We start from the raw sequence: 19,261 nt of genomic DNA on the forward strand, positions 1-19,261 counted from the left end.
ATGACAAAAGACAGTGGCTTTCGCTACAGCATACTAGCCTCAGGCTCTAGCGGTAATGCCTTTTATGTTGAAACCAAAAAGCAAAGACTTTTGATTGATGCAGGATTGACTGGTAAAAAAATTACCAGTCTTTTAGCTGAAATCAATCGTAAACCAGAGGATTTAGATGCTATTTTGATTACGCATGAGCATTCTGATCATATCAAAGGTGTCGGTGTTCTTGCTCGTAAGTATCATTTGGACATCTATGCCAATGAAAAAACATGGGAAATCATAGATGACAAAGAGATGTTGGGTAAGATAGCTACCGAGCACAAACATATCTTTTCACGTGATGAGATGTTGACCTTTGGGGATTTGGATATCGAGAGCTATGGGGTGAGTCATGATGCACAGGATCCTCAGTTTTACCGCATCATGAAAGATAATAAGAGCTTTGTCATGCTGACAGATACAGGCTATGTGAGTGATCGGATGGCAGGATTGATTGAAAATGCAGATGCTTATCTGATAGAGTCTAATCATGACATTGATATTTTACGCTCAGGTGCTTATCCGTGGCACCTTAAGCAGCGTATCTTGTCTGATAAAGGACATCTCTCAAATGAAGATGGCGCTGAGACTATGATTAGAACCTTAGGGAATCGCACTAAAAAGATTTACCTAGGGCATCTTAGTAAGGAAAATAATATCAAGGAATTAGCACATATGACCATGGAGCATCAACTCATGGCAGCTGATATTGGGGTGGGGAGCGACTTAAAAGTCCTTGATACCTCTCCTGATGAAGCTTGTCCGCTGACCAATATATAAAAGTAGCAAAAAGGCTACTTAGGAGTTTTTCAGATAGACCAGATAGACGCTGGTCTTAGCTGATAACTCTTTTTTCATTTTGATAAATTTTTGGTATAATAGATAGGTCTTTGACCGACAATAGAAGGAGAAATGACGCATATGGAAACATTAGAGAAAAAATTGTCAACTGATTACGGCATTGTCTTTGAGGATAAGTCTTTATTAGAGACGGCTTTTACACACACTTCTTATGCCAATGAGCACCGTCTCCTAAAGATTTCACATAATGAACGTTTGGAATTTTTAGGAGACGCTGTTCTCCAGTTGTTGATTTCACGCTATTTATTTGAAAAATACCCTAAAAAACCAGAGGGTGATCTGTCAAAATTGCGCTCAATGATTGTTAGAGAAGAAAGCCTAGCTGGTTTTTCCAGAGATTGTGGCTTTGAGGCTTATATTCGTCTTGGAAAGGGCGAGGAGAAGTCTGGTGGACGTGAGCGAGCGACGATTTTAGGAGATTTGTTTGAAGCCTTTTTAGGTGCTTTATTGTTAGATAAGGGTGTGGAGGCTGTAGAATCTTTTTTAAATCAAGTGGTTATCCCACAAGTTGAAAAAGGGAATTATCAAAAGGTAAAAGATTATAAGACAGCGCTACAAGAATACCTACAAATCAATGGTGATGTGGCGATTAGCTATCGGGTCACAAAGGAGTCAGGGCCTGCCCATGCCAAGGTGTTTGATGTGAGTGTTTTTGTCAATGAAGAGCCAGTGAGCTGCGGTAGCGGTAAGTCTAAAAAACTAGCAGAGCAAGCGGCAGCTAAAAAAGCTCTTGATATATTGAGTGAGGCGTAGATGTTTCTAAAAGAGATAGAAATGCAAGGTTTTAAGTCCTTTGCAGATAAGACTGTGATTAGCTTTGATAAGGGCGTGACTGCTGTTGTAGGGCCCAATGGTTCAGGTAAGAGTAATATCACAGAGAGTTTACGTTGGGCTTTAGGGGAGTCAAGTGCAAAGAGTTTACGCGGTGCTAAAATGCCAGATGTGATTTTTGCTGGAACGCAAAACCGAAAACCGCTTAATTATGCCTATGTTGCAGTGACTTTTGATAATAGTGATGCTTTTATAGATAATAAAGGCGAGAGTGTTCGTGTTGAGCGTCGTATTTTCCGAAATGGAGATAGCGACTATCTCATTGATACGCAAAAAGTACGCCTGCGTGATGTCCATGATTTATTTATGGATACAGGTCTTGGGAGAGATTCATTCTCTATCATCTCACAAGGTCGTGTTGAAGAGATTTTCAATAGTAAAGCGCAAGATCGTCGCGCTATTTTTGAAGAAGCAGCTGGTGTTTTGAAGTATAAAACACGTAAAAAGGAAACGCAGTCAAAGTTAGGACAAACAAAAGACAATCTAGATCGCTTAGAAGATATCATCTACGAGCTAGAGGCCCAGCAAAAACCTCTCCAAAAGCAAGCTGAAATAGCTGAGCGCTTTTTGGAGATGGATGGTGAGCGTCAAGTGCTAGATTTGTCTCTTTTAGTCGCAGACATTGTCTCTGATAAGACAGCTTTAGCTGAGAAAGAAGAAGAGCTAAGCGAGCTCAATCAAAAGCTAGAGAGGTATTATGTCAATCGTCAAGCTTTAGAAAGTAAAAATCAAAAGCTTAAAGCAAAACGTCAAGCTCTTAGACAGACTAGTGGCGAGCAGCAGGCACAGCTCGTTAGTGTGACGGGCTTGGTCAGTGATTTACAAGGCCAAATAGACTTGGCTCACTTAGAAGTAAGCCAGTCAAGTCAGCAAAAAGAGCAGTTACAAGAGCAGCTTGATAAGCATGAGGATATGCTAGCAGACGAAACACGTGATAAAGAGCAAAAAAGCAAACATCTGATACGCTTAGAGAGTCAGCTTAAGGAAAAACAGCAGCGCATTCGTCTGCTGAAAAAAGAGCTTGAACACTATAGCAGTGACCCTGATCGTCTTATAGAAGAGCTTCGTGAGCAGTTTGTGGGCTTGATGCAAAAAGAGGCAGACTTGTCTAACCGCTTGACTTCTCTAAAAGCGCAGCAAAATCAGCAAGAAGAAATCACGAAAACGCACCAAAATGAAGTCAAGCAACTCTCGCTTGACTTAGCAGAACTTGAGCGTGATAGTGGCGCTTTGGCTGACGGCTATCAGCAGTCTCAAAAAGCAGTATCTGATTTAGTGAGCACTTACCGCACTCAAGAAGATAGCTTTCAGGAGCTAAGAGCGAACTATCAAGAAAGCCAGCAAGCTCTTTTTGATATCATGGATAAGCTAACTAGTAAAAAAGCGAGGTATGGTAGCCTTGAGGCCATTATGGCCAATCATAGTCATTTTTATGCAGGTGTCAAAGCGGTCTTACAAGCTCAAGATCGCTTAGAAGGCATTATCGGTGCGGTCAGTGAGCATCTCTCTTTTTCAAGTGAGTATCAAACAGCTCTAGAGATTGCTTTGGGAGCTAGTAGTCAACATATCATCGTAGCAGATGAAGCCGCTGCTAAGTCTGCTATTGCTTTTTTGAAAAAAGGACGTCATGGTCGTGCGACTTTTTTGCCTTTGACAACGATTAAAGAGCGCTTTTTATCCCAGCAACAAATGAGCCTTTTAGCAGAGTGTGCAGGTTTTCAAGGTCTAGCTAGCCAATTGGTTGAGGTTGACGATAAGCTAAACGTTATTATGGCCAATCTTTTAGGTGTGACAGCTATTTTTGATACCGTTGAGCATGCTAATCAAGCGGCTAAGCGCTTAGCTTACAAGGTACGTATGGTGACACTAGACGGGACAGAGATTCGTCCTGGAGGTTCTTTTTCTGGTGGTGCTAGCCGTCAAAATAATACCATTTTTATCAAACCAGAGTTAGACCAGCTTGCTTTGGAGATAGAAGCATTGACTAAAGAGCAGCTAACGAGTGAAAAAGCTGTCGAGCGGTTAAAACAAGAGCTTGATTTGAAAGAAGCTGACTTATTAGCGCTAAAATCACAAGGCGAAAAAGCGCGTTTAAAAGAGCAGGCTGCACAGTTAGCACACCAGCAAGCCCTTAGTCGATTGGAAGATATGAGAGCGACTTATGACGCGCGTCGTCATCATCTTGTTGATAAAGAGCTAGATCAGCTCCTTGATGAGACTAAAAGCCTAGAGCAAGACTTGCAAGCCATAGAAAAGCAAAAAGAGACTCTTAGTCAGCAGATTGATAGTATCAAATCAGATAAAGATAGCGTGCTTAAAAAACAAACTGAGTTGACAAGACAAGTCTCTGACTTGCAGTTAAGTGAGCGTGATGATGCCAGCGAGTTGAAGTTTGAGCGTGAAAATCTGAAACGCCTAGACCAACAACTAGAGCAGAGACAAAGTGAAATAGCTCACCTCAAGACACGCTTATCTCAGGAAAAAACACAGTCCTTAAAAGATAAGTTACCTGTCTTGAACCAACAGCTAGCCGATGCTAAGGAGACAAAAGACTCTTTAGAGCGTCAGCAAATACAGCTAGGTTTTGAGTTAGAGGATTATGAAGCTCAACTAGAAGAGCTAGAAGAGGCTATGATCAATGAACAGCAGACAAATGAGACATTGATTGCTCAAAAAGCTACTTGTCAGGCTAGCTTTGACCAAATCAGCCAACGTTTGCGTCATTTTGCGCGTCGTATCAGTGAAGATTATCAACTCAGCTTAGACGAAGCCAAACAAAAAGCAGCTGTCTTAGATAATCCTGAGCTTGCTAGGGAGCAGTTGGCGCAGCTAGAGCGTGGTATCAAGGGCTTAGGTCCTGTCAATGTCGATGCGATTAGTCAGTTTGCAGAGCTCAATCAGCGCCTAGGTTTTCTTAATGGGCAAAAAGCTGATTTATTAGCTGCTAAAGACCTTCTTTTAGGGACTATTTCTGATATGGATGAGGAGGTCAAACAGCGCTTTAAAGAGACTTTTGAAGCGATTCGTGAGAGTTTCAAAGAGACTTTTAAGAGCATGTTTGGTGGTGGTAGTGCTGATTTGGTGTTGACGTCTGATGATTTGCTAGAGGCTGGTATTGAGATTTCCGTACAACCTCCAGGCAAAAAAATTCAATCCCTAAACTTGATGTCTGGTGGTGAGAAAGCCTTGTCAGCGCTAGCGCTTTTATTTGCGATTATCCGTGTCAAGACAGTACCTTTTGTCATTCTTGATGAAGTTGAGGCAGCCTTAGATGAAGCTAATGTTAAGCGTTTTGGTGATTATCTCAATCGTTTTGACAAGTCAAGCCAGTTTATCGTGGTGACACACCGAAAAGGGACTATGGAAGCTGCTGATAGTATCTATGGTGTGACTATGCAAGAGTCGGGAGTGTCCACTATTGTGTCAGTCAAATTAAAAGAAGCTACAGAGCTGACTAGACAGTAGCATGCAAAGAGAAGGCAGTTGTCCACTAACGGACACTGCTTTTTTGTCTAGTCTGTGTTATAATAAACATGATGTAGTTATCAACAACGACAATGAAAAGGAATAAGGCAGTTGGTGCCGTAGAATAAGGTAGAGTGTATGATAAAACTAATTGCAACGGATATGGATGGTACCTTTTTAGATGATAAAGGGCAGTATGACAAGGAGCGCTTTAGGAGATTATTGAAGCGGCTAAAGCAAAGAGGAATTGTCTTTGTGGGAGCGTCAGGGCGCTCGCTACTAGCCTTAGAGAGACTGTTTTCAGACGTCGTTTCTGACATGGCCTTTGTCGCTGAAAATGGCGCTGCTGTCCTAGTCGATGATAGCTTAAGCTATGAACAAACACTAGCTAAGGAGCAATATCTGGAAATAGTTGCTTTATTAGAATCTAGTCCTTATATGACAGGAAAGAGCTATTTGTTATCGGGACAAAAAGGTGCTTATGTCTCACAAGACGCTGATAAAGCTTATATTGATTTTATCTCACACTATTATGATAATCTGATGTTGGTGTCATCGTTTGAAGAGGTAAATGATTCGATTTATAAATTGACCGCTAATTTTGAAGCTGACAATTTATCTGAGGCGCAGCAGTGGGTAAGTGATCGTTTGGCTTATGCGACTGCTGTGACGACAGGCTTTCAGTCTGTTGACATTATCTTAAAAACAGTGACTAAGCAAACAGGGCTTGAGCATTTGTGTCAAAAGCTAGGGATTTCAAAAGAAGAGGTCATGGCTTTTGGAGATAATCTTAATGACTATGAGATGTTACGTTTTGTAGGCTTGCCTCTTGCGACTTCAAATGCTAAAGATGAGATTAAAGCTATTAGTCAAGACGTTATTGGCCATTGTAATGACAATGCTGTCATCAGCTATATAGAGGAGTTTTTAAATGCATAACCATGATATTAAACTAATTGCCATTGACTTAGACGGGACCTTATTTAACAGTCACAAAAAAGTCACTACTGCTAATCAAAATGCCTTAGCCAAAGCACGTCAAAAAGGTGTTAAAGTTGTTATTACGACAGGTCGGCCGCTAAAAGCGATTGGTAATTTATTAGAAGAGCTAAATCTAGTGTCTGATGAGGATTATTGTATTACATTTAATGGCGGTTTGGTGCAAAAGACGACTGGTGATATTTTAGATAAATCAGCTCTTAGTTATCAGGATTTAGAGACTATTTACGCTCATTTAGAGCCGTTGGGGCTTCCTTTTGATGTTTTGAGTGATGGTATTGTCTATAGCCTTCCTTCAAAAGGCAACCACTCGCTTTATCCTACAGCCAATCCCATGCTGACTTTTGTCGCTTTAGAGCGATTTGAGGATATTCCACGCGATGTGACTTATAATAAGGTAGTCACAGTCACGGAGGCAGCTTTTTTAGACCAACAGTTGACAAAGCTAGAAGCAGAGATTTTTGAACAATATGAAGCGTTTAAGTCACGTGATATTATTTTTGAAATCATGCCAAAAGGTGTCCACAAAGCAAGTGGCTTGGCGCAGCTATGTCAGCATTTAGCTTATGACTCTAATCAGGTGATGGCTATTGGAGATGAGGAAAATGATATCAGTATGATTGAGTGGGCTGGTCTGGGTGTTGCCATGGCAAATGCCACAGACAAAGTCAAACAAATCGCAGATCAAGTGACAACAAAGACAAATGAAGCTTCTGGTGTAGCCGAAGCTATTGAAAAATATGTATTAAGTGAGGAAGACTAATGGGCTTATTCGACCGATTATTTGGACGACAAACAACAGATGATCTAGAGCTAGATAGTAACGAAAAAGAAGTAGCAACAGATGATGTAGAGCTGATCTCAAGTGAGGCCTCTAGCACGACCGAGGAAGAAAAACAAAAAGACAGCCTAATCTCTGATGAGACTGAGCCAGAACAGCAAGACGACAAGGTTTTTTCTGACGAGAGTGAAGCAGATGAGCGTGAAGGGAGCTCACTTGTCACTTCCGAGGAACTTGAAATCCTACCTAGCTCAGAGCATGAGGAGATTTCTTCTCTAAAAGAGCAAGAGGATATTAACTCCAGTCAATCGTCTGAGGAGTCTGTATCTACTGTAAGTGAGACTTCTGAGTTAGCCAATTCCCTGAGTTCAGAGCTTGATGTTGACAAAGAAGGTCCGTCTCAAAAAGAACGTGATTTTATGGTGGATTATTATGCTAAACGTGCCGCTATTGAAGCCTCACTAGCTAGCGAGGCTTCTAGCTCAGAATCAGATGGTCTAGAGATGGCTAGTGAGCTAGAGGATGCTGTTGAAACCACGCAGGAGAAATACAACCGCACACTGAAAAAAACACGCACAGGCTTTGGGGCGCGTCTGAATGCCTTTTTAGCGAATTTTCGTCGTGTGGATGAGGATTTCTTTGAAGAATTAGAAGAAGTGCTTATCTTATCAGATGTGGGTGTGAGCGTTGCAACTCAGTTGACAGAGGATCTTCGCTATGAAGCTAAGCTGGAAAATGCCAAACGTGCTGAAGATTTACGCCATCTCATCATCGAGAAGTTAGTCGATATCTATGAAAAAGACGATGTCTATAATGAGACAGTCCAATTTCAAGAGGGTTTGACAGTGATGCTTTTTGTTGGTGTCAATGGTGTGGGTAAGACAACTTCTATCGGAAAGCTTGCTCACCAGTACAAGCAAGAAGGCAAAAAGGTCATGTTGGTGGCAGCTGATACCTTTCGTGCAGGTGCTGTGGCCCAGCTTGTCGAGTGGGGGCGCCGTGTTGATGTTCCAGTAGTGACAGGTCCTGAAAAAGCAGATCCCGCTAGTGTCGTTTTTGATGGGGTTAATCAAGCTGTGGCAGAAGGCATTGATATCTTGTTGATTGATACGGCAGGACGCTTGCAAAATAAAGATAATTTGATGGCAGAGCTAGAGAAGATAGGGCGTATTATTAAGCGCGTGATTCCAGATGCGCCACATGAGACCCTATTAGCACTGGATGCATCGACAGGGCAAAATGCGCTTAGTCAAGCCAAGGAATTTTCAAAGATTACACCACTGACAGGCCTTATCCTAACTAAAATCGACGGTACAGCTAAGGGTGGTGTTGTTTTAGCCATTCGTCAAGAATTGGATATTCCTGTCAAATACATTGGTTTTGGTGAGAAGATAGATGACATCGGTGCCTTTAACTCAGAAGATTTTATGCGTGGTTTGCTAGAAGATATCATGTAAATAAAAAGATGTAAGGAGGAGATGTAGGATGACATCCTTTAGAATATTACATAACCGTGATTTAGGCAATATTCTGGTACCTGTCAATTTTCCAAATAATATCTTGAGTCGTGCCATAGGTGATTGCCAAAATGTCATCAAGCATTATGATAGGATGACAGATATCAGCTATTACATGCAGTTTATAGTGGCGAATAACCATGAGAGTGCTCCTTTTAAGCTAGAAAAAGTTAATAATTATGATAAAAAAAGCTTTATCAGAGCCTTTGTCAACCGCATTAGCGATAATTTTGAGGAAGCAGAAAGCTTTTTAAACGAATATGAAATCTTTCCTCAAGATATTGAATGCTCTTCCAATAAAGCCCTTTTGAGAGCTGAATCAAAAGAAGAAGAGCCAAGTAAAGGAGAAGCTAGTGATGAGGATGTAGCAACTCCTCATCACTCTCTGTTAAGTAAGCTCCCTCAAACCAATGGTCCCTTCTCTTCAGAATCCTTAGAGATATTAACAGGAGGTAATCTAGGTGAAAATGGTTCTATCACTGTTGAGCAAGAAGAAATATTACTTAGAGATAGTATCAACTATTACTTGACAAAGCTAGGCTTAAAGACACTCTCTAAAGAGACTTTAGAGACCTATCCACTCTACAGCCTCTCAACAAAAGGAGATGCCTTATTAAAAGTCAATTTGATGGATTATTTTGAGGATTACTATACACATACCTATTTTGTCTCCAACCGTAGCATGCAAATGGCAATGGCTAGATTAGGTTTTATTGAATTTTTAGATGTCAATTGGCATATTCCTGGCACTTTTTTTGAAGCTCTTTATTTTTTAGCCTATATACAAGATAATAACGATATTAAACATGAATTAGAAGTCTTACTACTAGGTGAGCGTGTTTTAAAAGAAAAAGCTTTAGTAATACATTTTGAAGAAAAATGACTTAGATTATAACATAATGATAAAAAATCACCGCACAAGCGGTGATTTTTGAGCTTAAAAGATACGATAAACATAAGGGTTATTGGGTTGTTTGGTTTCTTGGCTGTGTGTGATGTGAAGGGTCGGTAGGGTTTGCTTGAGCATTTGATTGTACTCTAGCTGAATCTGACCTGTCACTGTTAGCCAGGTATTGTCATCATAGTCTTTCTCTAGCCCAGTCGTCAACAAGCCATAGACACCAGAGTCTGCGATGCAGTGAATGATACCAAAGCGAAAGAGAAACTGATAATGCTCATGCCCAGGTTCATTGTAAACAAAGCCTGTATAAGTAATGTCTCGACCTGAAAAATCATCAGGATAGAGGTAAATCAACTCCATCACTTCCATGTAGTTTTCAGTAGTGATCGTGATAGCGTCATGTCCAGCGTATTTGGCTAGTTCTTTACTCATCTCTTTTTCGTAAGCATTTGAGGTGAAAAAGGAGCTAGTATCTGGCTTTAGATACTGAACACTGATGCCTTCTTCACTGACTCCTGAGCGACTTGAGCCAGCTGCTAGTGGGAAATGGTAGCCCTTGGCAGATACGGTAGTCGAGTCAAGTGTTACCGTAGGCACACATAAGCCCACCACGATAGGCAATAAGAGAATGATAGGACTCGTTATCTTAGCGAGTCTGCTTGTCATATGGCTGTGTAGCGGCAGATTCTTTATCCAGATAAATAACTGCACAACAGCAAGGATAAAGGATAAAATCATGGTGATATAAGCAAGGTAGGCGTAGTGGGTATTGATATATTGATTGAGCTTTCCTGTGGATTGGAGATACATGGAAAGCTCGAAATAACCTGCTAGAATTAAAAATCGAATCATCTAAAGCACCCCCACAATTAAGCAGTAAATGGTGACTAAAAGGCAAGAAATCAGCACAAACTGCATGATAAAGCGTTTTTTAAAACTTTTAGCCATCATCATAAGGTTTTTAATATCTACCATAGGTCCAATCAGTAAAAAGGCCATAACAGGAGCTAAGCCAAAAGTCGATAGTAAGGAAGCACCGATAAAAGCATCCGCTTCACTACACAGCGATAAGAGAAAAGCTAAGCTCATCATGACTAAAATAGCTGTCAAAGGGCTATGTCCGATAGTTGTAAGGACACGTGTTGGAACAAAGATTTGCATGGCAGAAGCCACCAAGGTCCCAAAGACCAAGTAGCGCCCTGTGTCAAAGAATTCATCAATAGCATGTGTTAGCACGAGAAAAATCTTTTTAAACCACGGCTCTGAGTGATAGTCGTGGATGTGAGGAGTAGCTCTATTTTCCTTTAGGATGTCATCATCTAGGACATAAGCCAAGAGTAGCCCAAGGACAAGAGCGACTAAAAAAGCCCCTACTAAGCGTAAGATCACAACAGACCAGGAATTGCCAAAGGCGGAATAAGTGGCCAATAAGACGATAGGATTGATGATAGGAGCCGTCGTCAAAAAAGGAATAGCGGTATAAGAAGGTACCTTTTTATCTAAAAAACGGTTGATAATAGGCACAATACCACATTCACAAGACGGAAAGACAAAACCAATCAGACTGCCAAAAACAACACGTAATAGTTTTTGTTTTGGTAAAAAACGATTAACCTTGTCAGGTGTGACAAAGACCTCAATAATACCTGAAAAAATGGCTCCTAAAAGGACAAAAGGAAGAGCTTCGATGATAATGGACAAAAAAATCGCCAGCCATTGTAAGACATTATCAGGGAGTTGATGAAAGATTGTCATAGCTAGTCTTTAGCCTTTTCTTTTTGGTTTTCTTTAGCCTCTTCTTTAGGATCAGTAAGGGTTGCAAAACCAGCAAAAAGCTTCTCTAGCGAATCTTGACGTTTATGAGTAATAGCCATAAGGGTACCTACTTTCTATGCATTAGTCTTTTTATTATACTATACTTGCCTTAAAATAACAGGCTTTAGCCTTGTCTTGAAATGTTGTGTTATTTTGCTTATAATAAAACAAAACGTAAAAGGAGTGTTTATGGCTGACCCTTTGATTTTTGATACTGATGTGGCAAGACAAAAGCCTAGTAATGCTGACGCGTGTCCTTTTTGCGATCGTAAGCAATTGGCACGTATCTTAGATGAAAAAGATGACATGCTCTGGATTGATAATAAATACCAAACGATCAAGCAGGCTTATCAGACTTTAGTCATCGAGACAAAGGATCATAAGGCACATTTTGCCAATTACTCACGCCAAAAGGCTTTTGAGGTCTTATCGTATTTTTTATCTTGCTGGGAAAAACTAAGGGCCAAAGATGGTGTTCAGTCAGTGATTGCTTTTAAAAATTTTGGGGCTTTATCAGGCGGTAGCCTAGAGCATTCGCATATGCAATTAGTAGCGTTTACAGATAGGGATGCCCATCAAAATATCCGCAAAGAACATCTTATAGGAGCGCTTATTTATCGTCAAGATGGGGTAGATGTTAATGTCTCCTCACATCCTTTTATGGGGATTACGGAGTTTAATATCTGTGCTAAATCGCTCAATAGGACTTTCTCTAACCTACTTCAAGATGTGATTAGGTATGTTTTGACACGGTTATTTTCAGGGCGTTGTAACTCTTACAATCTCTTTTTCATCACTCAAGAAGATAAGTTAGTCTGTAAAGTGGTGCCACGTTTTGTGACTAGTCCTTATTTTATCGGCTATGGCTTGACGCAGGTAGCTAGTCCTATCTCAAGAGATGAGCTTCAAAAGGATATGAAAGATTGGCTAGAGCAAGTTCCTGATTGACTTTAGAAGACTTTATGATGTGTTTTTGCTATTTCAGTTTTAGAAAAAGACAATTCTCTAATGACGGGGTTGTCTTTTTTTAGTATGAGCTAAGTGGTTGCATTTATCACTACATAGTGATAATATAATCTTACATCATTTAGGAGGTAGAGCTTATGGCTATTGAACTAGGTATTACAACATTTGGAGAAACGACGCTGCTAGAAGGATCAGGGAAGCTAATAGCTCATGATGTGCGTATCCGTGAGTTAGTGGATGAAATCCATCTGGCTGATGAAGTTGGCTTGGATATTTATGGTATTGGTGAACATCATCGAGATGACTTTGCCGTCTCAGCGCCAGAGATTATCTTGGCAGCAGCCGCTAGTAAGACCAAGCATATTCGCTTAAGTTCTGCGGTTACTATCCTATCCTCAAGCGATCCTGTGCGTGTTTATCAACAATATGCGACCATCGATGCTTTATCACAAGGGCGAGCTGAGATTATGGCTGGTCGAGGGTCTTTTATTGAGAGTTTTCCCCTTTTTGGTTATGATTTGGCAGACTATGATGCTCTTTTTGAGGAAAAATTAGCCATGCTTTTAGAAATCAATAAAGGGGTCAATCTGAATTGGCAAGGACATCATACGCAGACAGTCACCAATCGGCCAGTCTATCCAAGGGCTTATCAAGAGAGCTTACCTGTTTGGGTAGCGACAGGTGGTAGCTTAGAGTCAACTGTTCGTATAGCTGAGCTTGGTTTACCTATTGTGTACGCTACTATTGGAGGCAATCCAAAGGCTTTTGCTAAATTGGTTGCCATTTATAAAAAAATTGGTCAACAAGCAGGACATGACCCTAAAAGACTTCAGGTAGCGGCACATTCGTGGGGCTGGATTGAAGAGGATAATCAAGCGGCTATTGAGCATTATTATCATCCGACCAAGCAGACAGTTGACCGTATCGCAAAAGACAGAGATCATTGGTCAGAGATGACAAAGGCTGATTATTTGGCTGCTGTCGGTAAAGACGGTGCTATGATAGTGGGCGATCCCGATCACGTTGCTCAAAAAATCATCTCCCTTATCGAGTCGCTAGAGCTTAATCGGTTTATGTTGCATCTACCAGTGGGTTCTATGCCTCATCAAGAGGTCTTAAAAGCTATTCGTCTTTATGGTGAGCAAGTCGCTCCAAAAGTTAGAGCTCATTTTGCAGCTAAAGCCAACAAATAAGCTCAAATTTTAGCCAAAACATGCTATAATAGGTCTTATGGAAAATGCAACTATAACAGCAATTGCCCAAGAATTAGGGCTTAATGACAAGCAAGTAAGCGCAGTTCTTAACCTCACCAAAGAAGGAAATACCATTCCTTTCATTGCCAGGTATCGAAAAGAAGCAACTGGTAATCTCGATGAGGTAGTGATTAAGACAATCATTGATAAAGACAAGCTGCTGACAGCTTTAAGTGAGCGTCGAGAGACGATACTAGCCAAGATTGAAGAGCAAGGAAAGCTGACAAAGGAGCTAAAGACAGCGATTTTTGAAGCGAACACGCTAGCGACATTAGAAGACCTGTATTTACCCTACAAGGAAAAACGGCGTACTAAAGCAACCATTGCCAAAGAAGCAGGGCTTTTGGGCTTAGCACGTCTCATCCTACAAAATGACAAAGACCTAGAAGATAAGGCAGCTACTTTTTGTGGCGCAGACTTTGATACAGTGGCTAAGGCTCTTTCTGGAGCTGTTGATATTCTCATTGAGGCTATGGCAGACGACCCTAATATCCGCTCTTTTGTCTATCGTCAGCTCAAGCAGTATGGTTTGTTGACGTCGCAAGTCAAGGACGATAGTTTAGATGAGCAAAAGGTATTTAGTATTTACTATGATTTTCAAGAAAAGGTAGAAAAGCTTCAAGGCTACCGTGTGCTGGCGCTAAATCGTGGGGAGAAGCTAGGTATTTTAAAAGTCGCCTTTTCTTATGATATTGACATTATGATTCGCTTTGTTGGCGCACGATTTAAGGAGCGAAATACTTATATTGATAAGGCTATTATCGATGCCTTGAAAAAGAAGGTTATTCCAGCTATGGAGCGTCGCATACGCACAGAATTAACCGAAACAGCAGAAGAAGGGGCTATCTCAGTCTTTACAGACAACCTCCGTCATCTCTTGTTGACCTCCCCCTTAAAGGATAAGATGGTCCTAGGATTTGATCCAGCCTTTCGTACAGGTGCTAAATTAGCCGTTGTTGAGCCAACTGGAAAATTAGTGGAAACACAGGTCATCTACCCTGTGGCGCCAGCTGATAAACTTCAGATTGAACAGGCCAAAAAAGATTTAGCTCAGTTATTGGCGCGATATGATATTGACATTATCGCTATCGGAAATGGTACAGCTAGTCGTGAGAGTGAGGCTTTTGTGGCTGAGGTGTTAAAAGATTTTCCACAAGTTTCTTATGTCATTGTCAATGAAAGTGGTGCTTCTGTGTACTCAGCAAGTGAGCTAGCTCGCGAGGAATTTCCAGATTTGACAGTTGAAAAGCGCTCAGCAATCTCTATTGCTAGACGTCTTCAAGACCCTTTAGCTGAGCTAGTTAAAATTGACCCCAAATCCATTGGTGTCGGGCAGTATCAACATGATGTCAATCAGAAAAAATTGGCTGAGAATCTTGATTTTGTCGTTGAAACAGTGGTCAATCAGGTCGGTGTCAATCTCAACACTGCCAGTAGCGCTCTTTTAGAGCATGTATCTGGCTTGAGCAAGACCATTGCTACTAATATTGTGGCTTATCGTGAGGAAAATGGTAATATCTTATCTCGAGATGAGCTCCACAAGATCCCTCGCTTAGGGACAAAAGCATTTGAGCAGGCAGCAGGCTTTTTACGTATTCCTGAATCAAGCAATATCTTGGACAATACAGGGGTGCATCCTGAGCGTTATCCATTTGTAGAGCGATTGTTAGCAGACAATGGCATTACAAGTCTTGATGATAAGGCAAAAGATCAGCTACTAGCCTTGTCAAATGCCATAGACGACCTAGCTATTCAATACGGTATTGGAGTAGAGACGCTAAAAGATATTATGGCAGATTTAGTGAAGCCTGGTCGTGATTTGCGAGATGATTTTGCAGCGCCTAAGCTACGTCAGGATGTCTTGGATATTTCAGACCTTGAGTTGCACCAGCAGCTCGAAGGGACGGTTCGTAATGTGGTTGATTTTGGTGCTTTTGTGGATATTGGCTTGCATGATGATGGCCTTATCCATATCTCTCAGATGAGTAAGAGTTTTATTAGTCATCCCAGTCAAGTCGTCTCTGTCGGTGATATTGTCACGGTCTGGGTATCAAAGATTGATCGTGAACGTCAAAAAATAAACCTATCCTTATTAAACCCTCATGAATCTCACTAATTATGTCAAAAAAGTCTCCTTGGAGGATTTTGGACGTCCTTTTTGCCATCAGGCTCAGTGGAATAACCGCCTGAGAAGTACAGGGGGACGTTTTTTCCCAGCAGACGGTCATCTGGATTTTAATCCCAAACTTTATGCAGCTTATGGCTTAGCTGTGTTTCGCAAGATTGTCAAGCATGAGCTTTGCCATTACCATCTTTATTATGCGCATAAAGGCTACAAGCATGGCGATAAAGATTTTAAAGACTTACTTAAGCAAGTGGATGGGTTACGCTATGCGCCAAAGCTCGATACAAAGACTCGTCTTTATACTTATCAATGTCAGAGCTGTCATATGATGTATCGAAGAAAGCGTCGTGTGAATACCAAAACCAGAGTGTGTGGTGTGTGCCATGGACCGCTCGTTTTTAAAAATCAGTCGTAAGGCTGATTTTTTTGTGAGCTTGCTGTGCTATACTAGTTTCATAGACTAAAAAGAGAGGGTGCTTCTTATGAAATCACGATTTTATAAACAACGTCAAAACAAATGTTTAGCAGGTGTTATTGCTGGTTTGGCTGATAAGTTTGGCTGGGATTTAGGCTTGGCACGTGTTATTGCAGCTCTCTTGATTTTCGTGTCCCGATATGGTTTGATTTTGTATATTTTATTGGCTATTTTTCTACCTTACAAAGAGGACATTGAGTATGAGCAGTACGGACAAGGTCCTAGAAAGCGTAAGGATGCCGAGGTAGTCAATGATGATGATGGTTGGTTTTGGTAATCGTTCTCAATAAAAAGGACTGTTGATGAGGCTGATAAACAGTCTCATTTTTTTAAGTTTGATGAGATATAGAGCAAATGTCAACATTCTTAGTATCCTATTTGTCACATATTGTGGTATAATGATAACGATAACCATTTACCACAATATGTGTGGGTTTGCTATAAGGAGATAGACATGTCGGTAACAGTCCAGATGCTGGTCGATAAGTTGAAGTTAGAGGTCATCTATGGTGATGATGACTGCTTAGCTACTGAGATTACGACAGCTGATATTTCACGTCCAGGGCTTGAGATGACTGGGTATTTTGATTATTATTCACCTGAGCGTTTGCAGCTTTTAGGGATGAAAGAGTGGTCTTATATGAATAAGATGACTGCTCATAATCGCTATCAAGTCTTAAAAGAGATGTTTCGTCCAGAAACGCCAGCTCTTATTGTGGCAAGGAGCTTAGCTATTCCAGATGAGATGTTGCGTGCAGCGCGTGAGCATCATGTGGCTATTTTGCAGAGCCATGTACCTACTAGCCGTTTATCAGGTGAGATTTCTTGGTATCTTGATTCTTGTCTAGCTGAGCGTATCAGTGTTCACGGTGTATTGATGGATATCTATGGTATGGGTGTCCTTATCCAAGGGGACTCTGGTATTGGAAAGAGTGAGACGGGTCTTGAGTTGGTCAAAAGAGGGCATCGTCTAGTGGCTGATGATCGTGTAGATGTCTTTGCCAAGGACGAGGAGACCTTGTGGGGAGAGCCAGCTGAGATTTTGCGACATCTCCTAGAGATTCGTGGGGTTGGTATTATCGACGTCATGAGCCTCTATGGTGCTAGCGCAGTTAAAGATTCGTCTCAGGTGCAGTTGTCTATTTATCTTGAAAATTTTGAGCGAGGTAAAGAGTTTGACCGTCTAGGTAATGGCAATGAGGATATTGAATTATCTGGCGTTAAGATTCCACGGATACGTATCCCTGTCAAGACAGGTAGAAATGTATCTGTGGTCATTGAAGCGGCAGCGATGAATTACCGTGCCAAACAAATGGGATTTGATGCGACAAAAACCTTTGAAAATCGCTTGACAGAGCTGATTGGTCGCAATGAGGAAGCCAAATGATAAATCCCATTGCTATCCAGTTAGGTCCCTTTGCTATTCATTGGTATGCTGTTTGTATCGTAACAGGAGCTATTTTAGCGGTTTACTTGAGCATACGTGAAGGGAAAAAGCACGGTATTAGTCAAGATGACATCTTAGATTTTATCTTAATCGCCTTTCCCCTAGCTATTGTGGGTGCTAGGCTTTACTATGTGGCTTTTGAGTGGTCTTATTATAGTAAGCATTTAAGCGAGATTATAGCTGTTTGGAATGGTGGTATTGCTATCTATGGCGGTCTTTTGAGCGGTGCCTTGGTTTTAATGATTTTTTCTTACTACCGCATGATAAATCCGATAAATTTCCTAGATGTTATAGCACCGTCTGTCATGTTGGCGCAGGCTATTGGGCGTTGGGGCAATTTTATCAACCAGGAAGCCTACGGCAAAGCCGTAGATAATCTTGATTATCTACCTGCTTTTATCAGACAACAGATGTATATCGATGGTAGTTATCGTGTTCCGACCTTTCTTTACGAGTCTCTTTGGAATCTTTTGGGCTTTGTGATTATTGTATGGTTAAGACAACGTCCAAGGTTATTGAAGCAAGGAGAGATTTTAGCCTTTTACCTGATATGGTATGGAAGTGGACGTTTTGTCATTGAAGGAATGCGAACAGACAGCCTCTACTTCATGGGCTTGAGGGTATCTCAGTGGCTATCGTTACTACTTGTCGTTGTAGGACTTGTCTTTGTGATTTATCGACGTCTAAAGGGTATTGGACAGTATTATTCAGAAATAAAAGGAGGACAGTAATATGGAGGGAACGGCAGTTCTCATCATCGCTATTGCATTTGCTATTTTGGTCTTATATTTGGTGTTGCTTTTAAGAAAGGTGTCTCGTGTTGTTGGCGAAGCGCAAAACACTCTGAAGGTGCTGACTAGTGACGTCAATGTCACACTCCATCAGACTAATGATATCTTAGCTAAAGCAAATGTATTGGTTGAAGATGTCAATGGCAAGGTAGCGACGATTGATCCTCTTTTTGAGGCGGTTGCTGATTTGTCAGAAAGCGTGTCTGATCTAAACGCCCAAGCTAGAGCCTTTAGCATGCGTGCTAGTAGTGTTGGAAGCAACGTTGCAAAAGCAAGCTCGGCTTTTGCCGTTGGAAAAATGGCTAGTAAGCTATTTCGCAAAAAAGAGCAAGAAAATTAAAGAATAGAGGATTTTTAACATGAACAAATGGATGAGTACAATTATTGTCGGTGTCGCTTCAGGTGCAGCAGCAGCTTATTTCTTGGCTAGCGAAAAAGGTAAAGACATGAAAAAACGTGCCTCAAAAGCCTATCAAGATTACCGTGAAAACCCTGAAGAATATCATCAAAAAGCTAAAGATAAGGCTAACGAATATTCTCACCTAGCTGTTGATACCTTTAATGATTACAAGGAAAAATTTGAATCTGGCGAAATTACTAAAGAAGATGTGATTTCTGCTGTTAAGGAAAAAAGTGATGAAGTTGTCAGCAAAGCAGGAGATGTGATTGATCAAGTCAAATCTAAATTTAGCGATGTCGCTAGTGCTGATAAAGAGGTCGTTAATGCTGAAGATGTCAAAGCAGAAGTCGATGATATTGTGATCGAGCTCAAAGATATCAAGCCAAGTGATGAGACCAAGGAGTCAAGTGACGAATTGAGCACTGTTTCTGAGCCAGTACCAGTAGTAGAGTCAGCTCCAGTCGCGTCACAAGAATCACAAGAACAAGAAAACACGTCAGAACATACAGAAGCTTAATCTTAAAACTCCCTAGAAATATGAACTGTTCCCTGTCAAGTGGACAATGAAATAATAAAAGATTTAAGCAACGGCCTTGTTCCT

Annotated in this window: 18 protein-coding genes and 1 pseudogene; 16 read left to right on the forward strand and 3 right to left on the reverse strand. The window is 41.0% G+C overall.

Annotated elements, in window-relative coordinates; translation table 11 throughout:
- The 7 genes and pseudogenes from ACLN19_RS01120 (at window position 1) to ACLN19_RS01150 (ending at window position 9,370) form a co-directional block, all read left to right on the forward strand.
- Window positions 1-813 (forward strand): MBL fold metallo-hydrolase, encoded by an 813-nt coding sequence (locus ACLN19_RS01120; RefSeq protein WP_413382223.1) that lies wholly within the window; start codon window positions 1-3, stop codon window positions 811-813.
- 141 nt (window positions 814-954) lie between these two features.
- Window positions 955-1,647, forward strand: coding sequence for a ribonuclease III (gene rnc, locus ACLN19_RS01125; RefSeq protein WP_413382226.1), 693 nt, complete (start codon window positions 955-957; stop codon window positions 1,645-1,647).
- Window positions 1,648-5,190 (forward strand): chromosome segregation protein SMC, encoded by a 3,543-nt coding sequence (gene smc / locus ACLN19_RS01130; protein ID WP_413382230.1) that lies wholly within the window; start codon window positions 1,648-1,650, stop codon window positions 5,188-5,190. It begins immediately after the preceding gene.
- 138 nt (window positions 5,191-5,328) lie between these two features.
- Window positions 5,329-6,129: a Cof-type HAD-IIB family hydrolase gene (locus tag ACLN19_RS01135; RefSeq protein WP_413382233.1), complete on the forward strand. Its 801-nt coding sequence runs from the start codon at window positions 5,329-5,331 to the stop codon at window positions 6,127-6,129.
- Window positions 6,122-6,952 (forward strand): Cof-type HAD-IIB family hydrolase, encoded by an 831-nt coding sequence (locus ACLN19_RS01140; protein WP_413382236.1) that lies wholly within the window; start codon window positions 6,122-6,124, stop codon window positions 6,950-6,952. The genes ACLN19_RS01135 and ACLN19_RS01140 overlap by 8 nt, the downstream gene beginning before the upstream one ends.
- A gap of 557 nt (window positions 6,953-7,509) precedes the next feature.
- A pseudogene (ftsY, locus tag ACLN19_RS01145) lies at window positions 7,510-8,427 on the forward strand (signal recognition particle-docking protein FtsY); the annotation flags it as partial.
- 28 nt (window positions 8,428-8,455) lie between these two features.
- Window positions 8,456-9,370, forward strand: a complete 915-nt coding sequence (locus ACLN19_RS01150; RefSeq protein WP_413382239.1) for a hypothetical protein — start codon at window positions 8,456-8,458, stop codon at window positions 9,368-9,370.
- A gap of 54 nt (window positions 9,371-9,424) precedes the next feature.
- Here ACLN19_RS01150 and ACLN19_RS01155 read toward each other — a convergent pair whose 3' ends face one another.
- Genes ACLN19_RS01155 through ACLN19_RS01165 form a run of 3 tightly spaced genes read right to left on the reverse strand, consistent with a single transcriptional unit; the run spans window position 9,425 to window position 11,262 of the window.
- Entirely contained in the window at window positions 9,425-10,240 is an 816-nt protein-coding gene (locus tag ACLN19_RS01155; protein WP_413382242.1) for a TIGR03943 family putative permease subunit, read from the reverse strand.
- Entirely contained in the window at window positions 10,241-11,143 is a 903-nt protein-coding gene (locus tag ACLN19_RS01160) for a permease (RefSeq protein WP_413382245.1), read from the reverse strand.
- Between the two features lie 2 nt (window positions 11,144-11,145).
- A complete protein-coding gene (locus tag ACLN19_RS01165; protein WP_413382248.1) occupies window positions 11,146-11,262 on the reverse strand; it encodes an SPJ_0845 family protein in 117 nt (38 codons plus the stop codon).
- 130 nt (window positions 11,263-11,392) lie between these two features.
- Here ACLN19_RS01165 and ACLN19_RS01170 point away from each other — a divergent pair, with 130 nt between their 5' ends.
- The 9 genes from ACLN19_RS01170 (at window position 11,393) to ACLN19_RS01210 (ending at window position 19,177) form a co-directional block, all read left to right on the forward strand.
- Window positions 11,393-12,151, forward strand: coding sequence for a DUF4931 domain-containing protein (locus ACLN19_RS01170; RefSeq protein WP_413382251.1), 759 nt, complete (start codon window positions 11,393-11,395; stop codon window positions 12,149-12,151).
- A gap of 155 nt (window positions 12,152-12,306) precedes the next feature.
- A complete protein-coding gene (locus ACLN19_RS01175) occupies window positions 12,307-13,362 on the forward strand; it encodes an LLM class flavin-dependent oxidoreductase (protein WP_413382254.1) in 1,056 nt (351 codons plus the stop codon).
- 37 nt (window positions 13,363-13,399) lie between these two features.
- Complete coding sequence (locus ACLN19_RS01180; protein WP_413382257.1) at window positions 13,400-15,538, forward strand: Tex family protein; 2,139 nt, start codon at window positions 13,400-13,402, stop codon at window positions 15,536-15,538.
- Window positions 15,525-15,962 carry a SprT family protein gene (locus ACLN19_RS01185; protein ID WP_413382260.1) on the forward strand — a complete coding sequence of 146 codons (438 nt, stop codon included), beginning with the start codon at window positions 15,525-15,527 and terminating at the stop codon, window positions 15,960-15,962. Before ACLN19_RS01180 ends, ACLN19_RS01185 begins: the two co-directional genes overlap by 14 nt.
- Window positions 15,963-16,029: 67 nt before the next feature.
- Complete coding sequence (locus ACLN19_RS01190) at window positions 16,030-16,299, forward strand: PspC domain-containing protein (RefSeq protein ID WP_413382262.1); 270 nt, start codon at window positions 16,030-16,032, stop codon at window positions 16,297-16,299.
- A 177-nt stretch (window positions 16,300-16,476) separates the two neighbouring features.
- A complete protein-coding gene (gene hprK / locus ACLN19_RS01195) occupies window positions 16,477-17,409 on the forward strand; it encodes an HPr(Ser) kinase/phosphatase (protein WP_413382265.1) in 933 nt (310 codons plus the stop codon).
- Entirely contained in the window at window positions 17,406-18,200 is a 795-nt protein-coding gene (gene lgt, locus ACLN19_RS01200) for a prolipoprotein diacylglyceryl transferase (protein ID WP_413382268.1), read from the forward strand. Before hprK ends, lgt begins: the two co-directional genes overlap by 4 nt.
- Window position 18,201: 1 nt before the next feature.
- On the forward strand, window positions 18,202-18,600 hold the full coding sequence (locus ACLN19_RS01205) for a DUF948 domain-containing protein (protein WP_413382271.1): 399 nt from the start codon (window positions 18,202-18,204) through the stop codon (window positions 18,598-18,600).
- Between the two features lie 19 nt (window positions 18,601-18,619).
- Window positions 18,620-19,177: a YtxH domain-containing protein gene (locus ACLN19_RS01210; RefSeq protein ID WP_413382274.1), complete on the forward strand. Its 558-nt coding sequence runs from the start codon at window positions 18,620-18,622 to the stop codon at window positions 19,175-19,177.
- The last annotated feature ends 84 nt before the right edge of the window (window positions 19,178-19,261 follow it).

This window comes from Streptococcus lishijunsis (genome assembly GCF_047290665.1).
Classification (GTDB): Bacteria; Bacillota; Bacilli; order Lactobacillales; family Streptococcaceae; genus Streptococcus.

Bases quoted from the DNA above. Each gene is read 5' to 3' on its own strand.
- ACLN19_RS01120 (WP_413382223.1), top strand. From the start codon at position 1: ATGACAAAAGACAGTGGCTTTCGCTACAGCATACTAGCCTCAGGCTCT.
- rnc (WP_413382226.1), top strand. From the start codon at position 955: ATGGAAACATTAGAGAAAAAATTGTCAACTGATTACGGCATTGTCTTT.
- smc (WP_413382230.1), top strand. From the start codon at position 1,648: ATGTTTCTAAAAGAGATAGAAATGCAAGGTTTTAAGTCCTTTGCAGAT.
- ACLN19_RS01135 (WP_413382233.1), top strand. From the start codon at position 5,329: ATGATAAAACTAATTGCAACGGATATGGATGGTACCTTTTTAGATGAT.
- ACLN19_RS01140 (WP_413382236.1), top strand. From the start codon at position 6,122: ATGCATAACCATGATATTAAACTAATTGCCATTGACTTAGACGGGACC.
- ACLN19_RS01150 (WP_413382239.1), top strand. From the start codon at position 8,456: ATGACATCCTTTAGAATATTACATAACCGTGATTTAGGCAATATTCTG.
- ACLN19_RS01155 (WP_413382242.1), bottom strand. From the start codon at position 10,240: ATGATTCGATTTTTAATTCTAGCAGGTTATTTCGAGCTTTCCATGTAT.
- ACLN19_RS01160 (WP_413382245.1), bottom strand. From the start codon at position 11,143: ATGACAATCTTTCATCAACTCCCTGATAATGTCTTACAATGGCTGGCG.
- ACLN19_RS01165 (WP_413382248.1), bottom strand. From the start codon at position 11,262: ATGGCTATTACTCATAAACGTCAAGATTCGCTAGAGAAGCTTTTTGCT.
- ACLN19_RS01170 (WP_413382251.1), top strand. From the start codon at position 11,393: ATGGCTGACCCTTTGATTTTTGATACTGATGTGGCAAGACAAAAGCCT.
- ACLN19_RS01175 (WP_413382254.1), top strand. From the start codon at position 12,307: ATGGCTATTGAACTAGGTATTACAACATTTGGAGAAACGACGCTGCTA.
- ACLN19_RS01180 (WP_413382257.1), top strand. From the start codon at position 13,400: ATGGAAAATGCAACTATAACAGCAATTGCCCAAGAATTAGGGCTTAAT.
- ACLN19_RS01185 (WP_413382260.1), top strand. From the start codon at position 15,525: ATGAATCTCACTAATTATGTCAAAAAAGTCTCCTTGGAGGATTTTGGA.
- ACLN19_RS01190 (WP_413382262.1), top strand. From the start codon at position 16,030: ATGAAATCACGATTTTATAAACAACGTCAAAACAAATGTTTAGCAGGT.
- hprK (WP_413382265.1), top strand. From the start codon at position 16,477: ATGTCGGTAACAGTCCAGATGCTGGTCGATAAGTTGAAGTTAGAGGTC.
- lgt (WP_413382268.1), top strand. From the start codon at position 17,406: ATGATAAATCCCATTGCTATCCAGTTAGGTCCCTTTGCTATTCATTGG.
- ACLN19_RS01205 (WP_413382271.1), top strand. From the start codon at position 18,202: ATGGAGGGAACGGCAGTTCTCATCATCGCTATTGCATTTGCTATTTTG.
- ACLN19_RS01210 (WP_413382274.1), top strand. From the start codon at position 18,620: ATGAACAAATGGATGAGTACAATTATTGTCGGTGTCGCTTCAGGTGCA.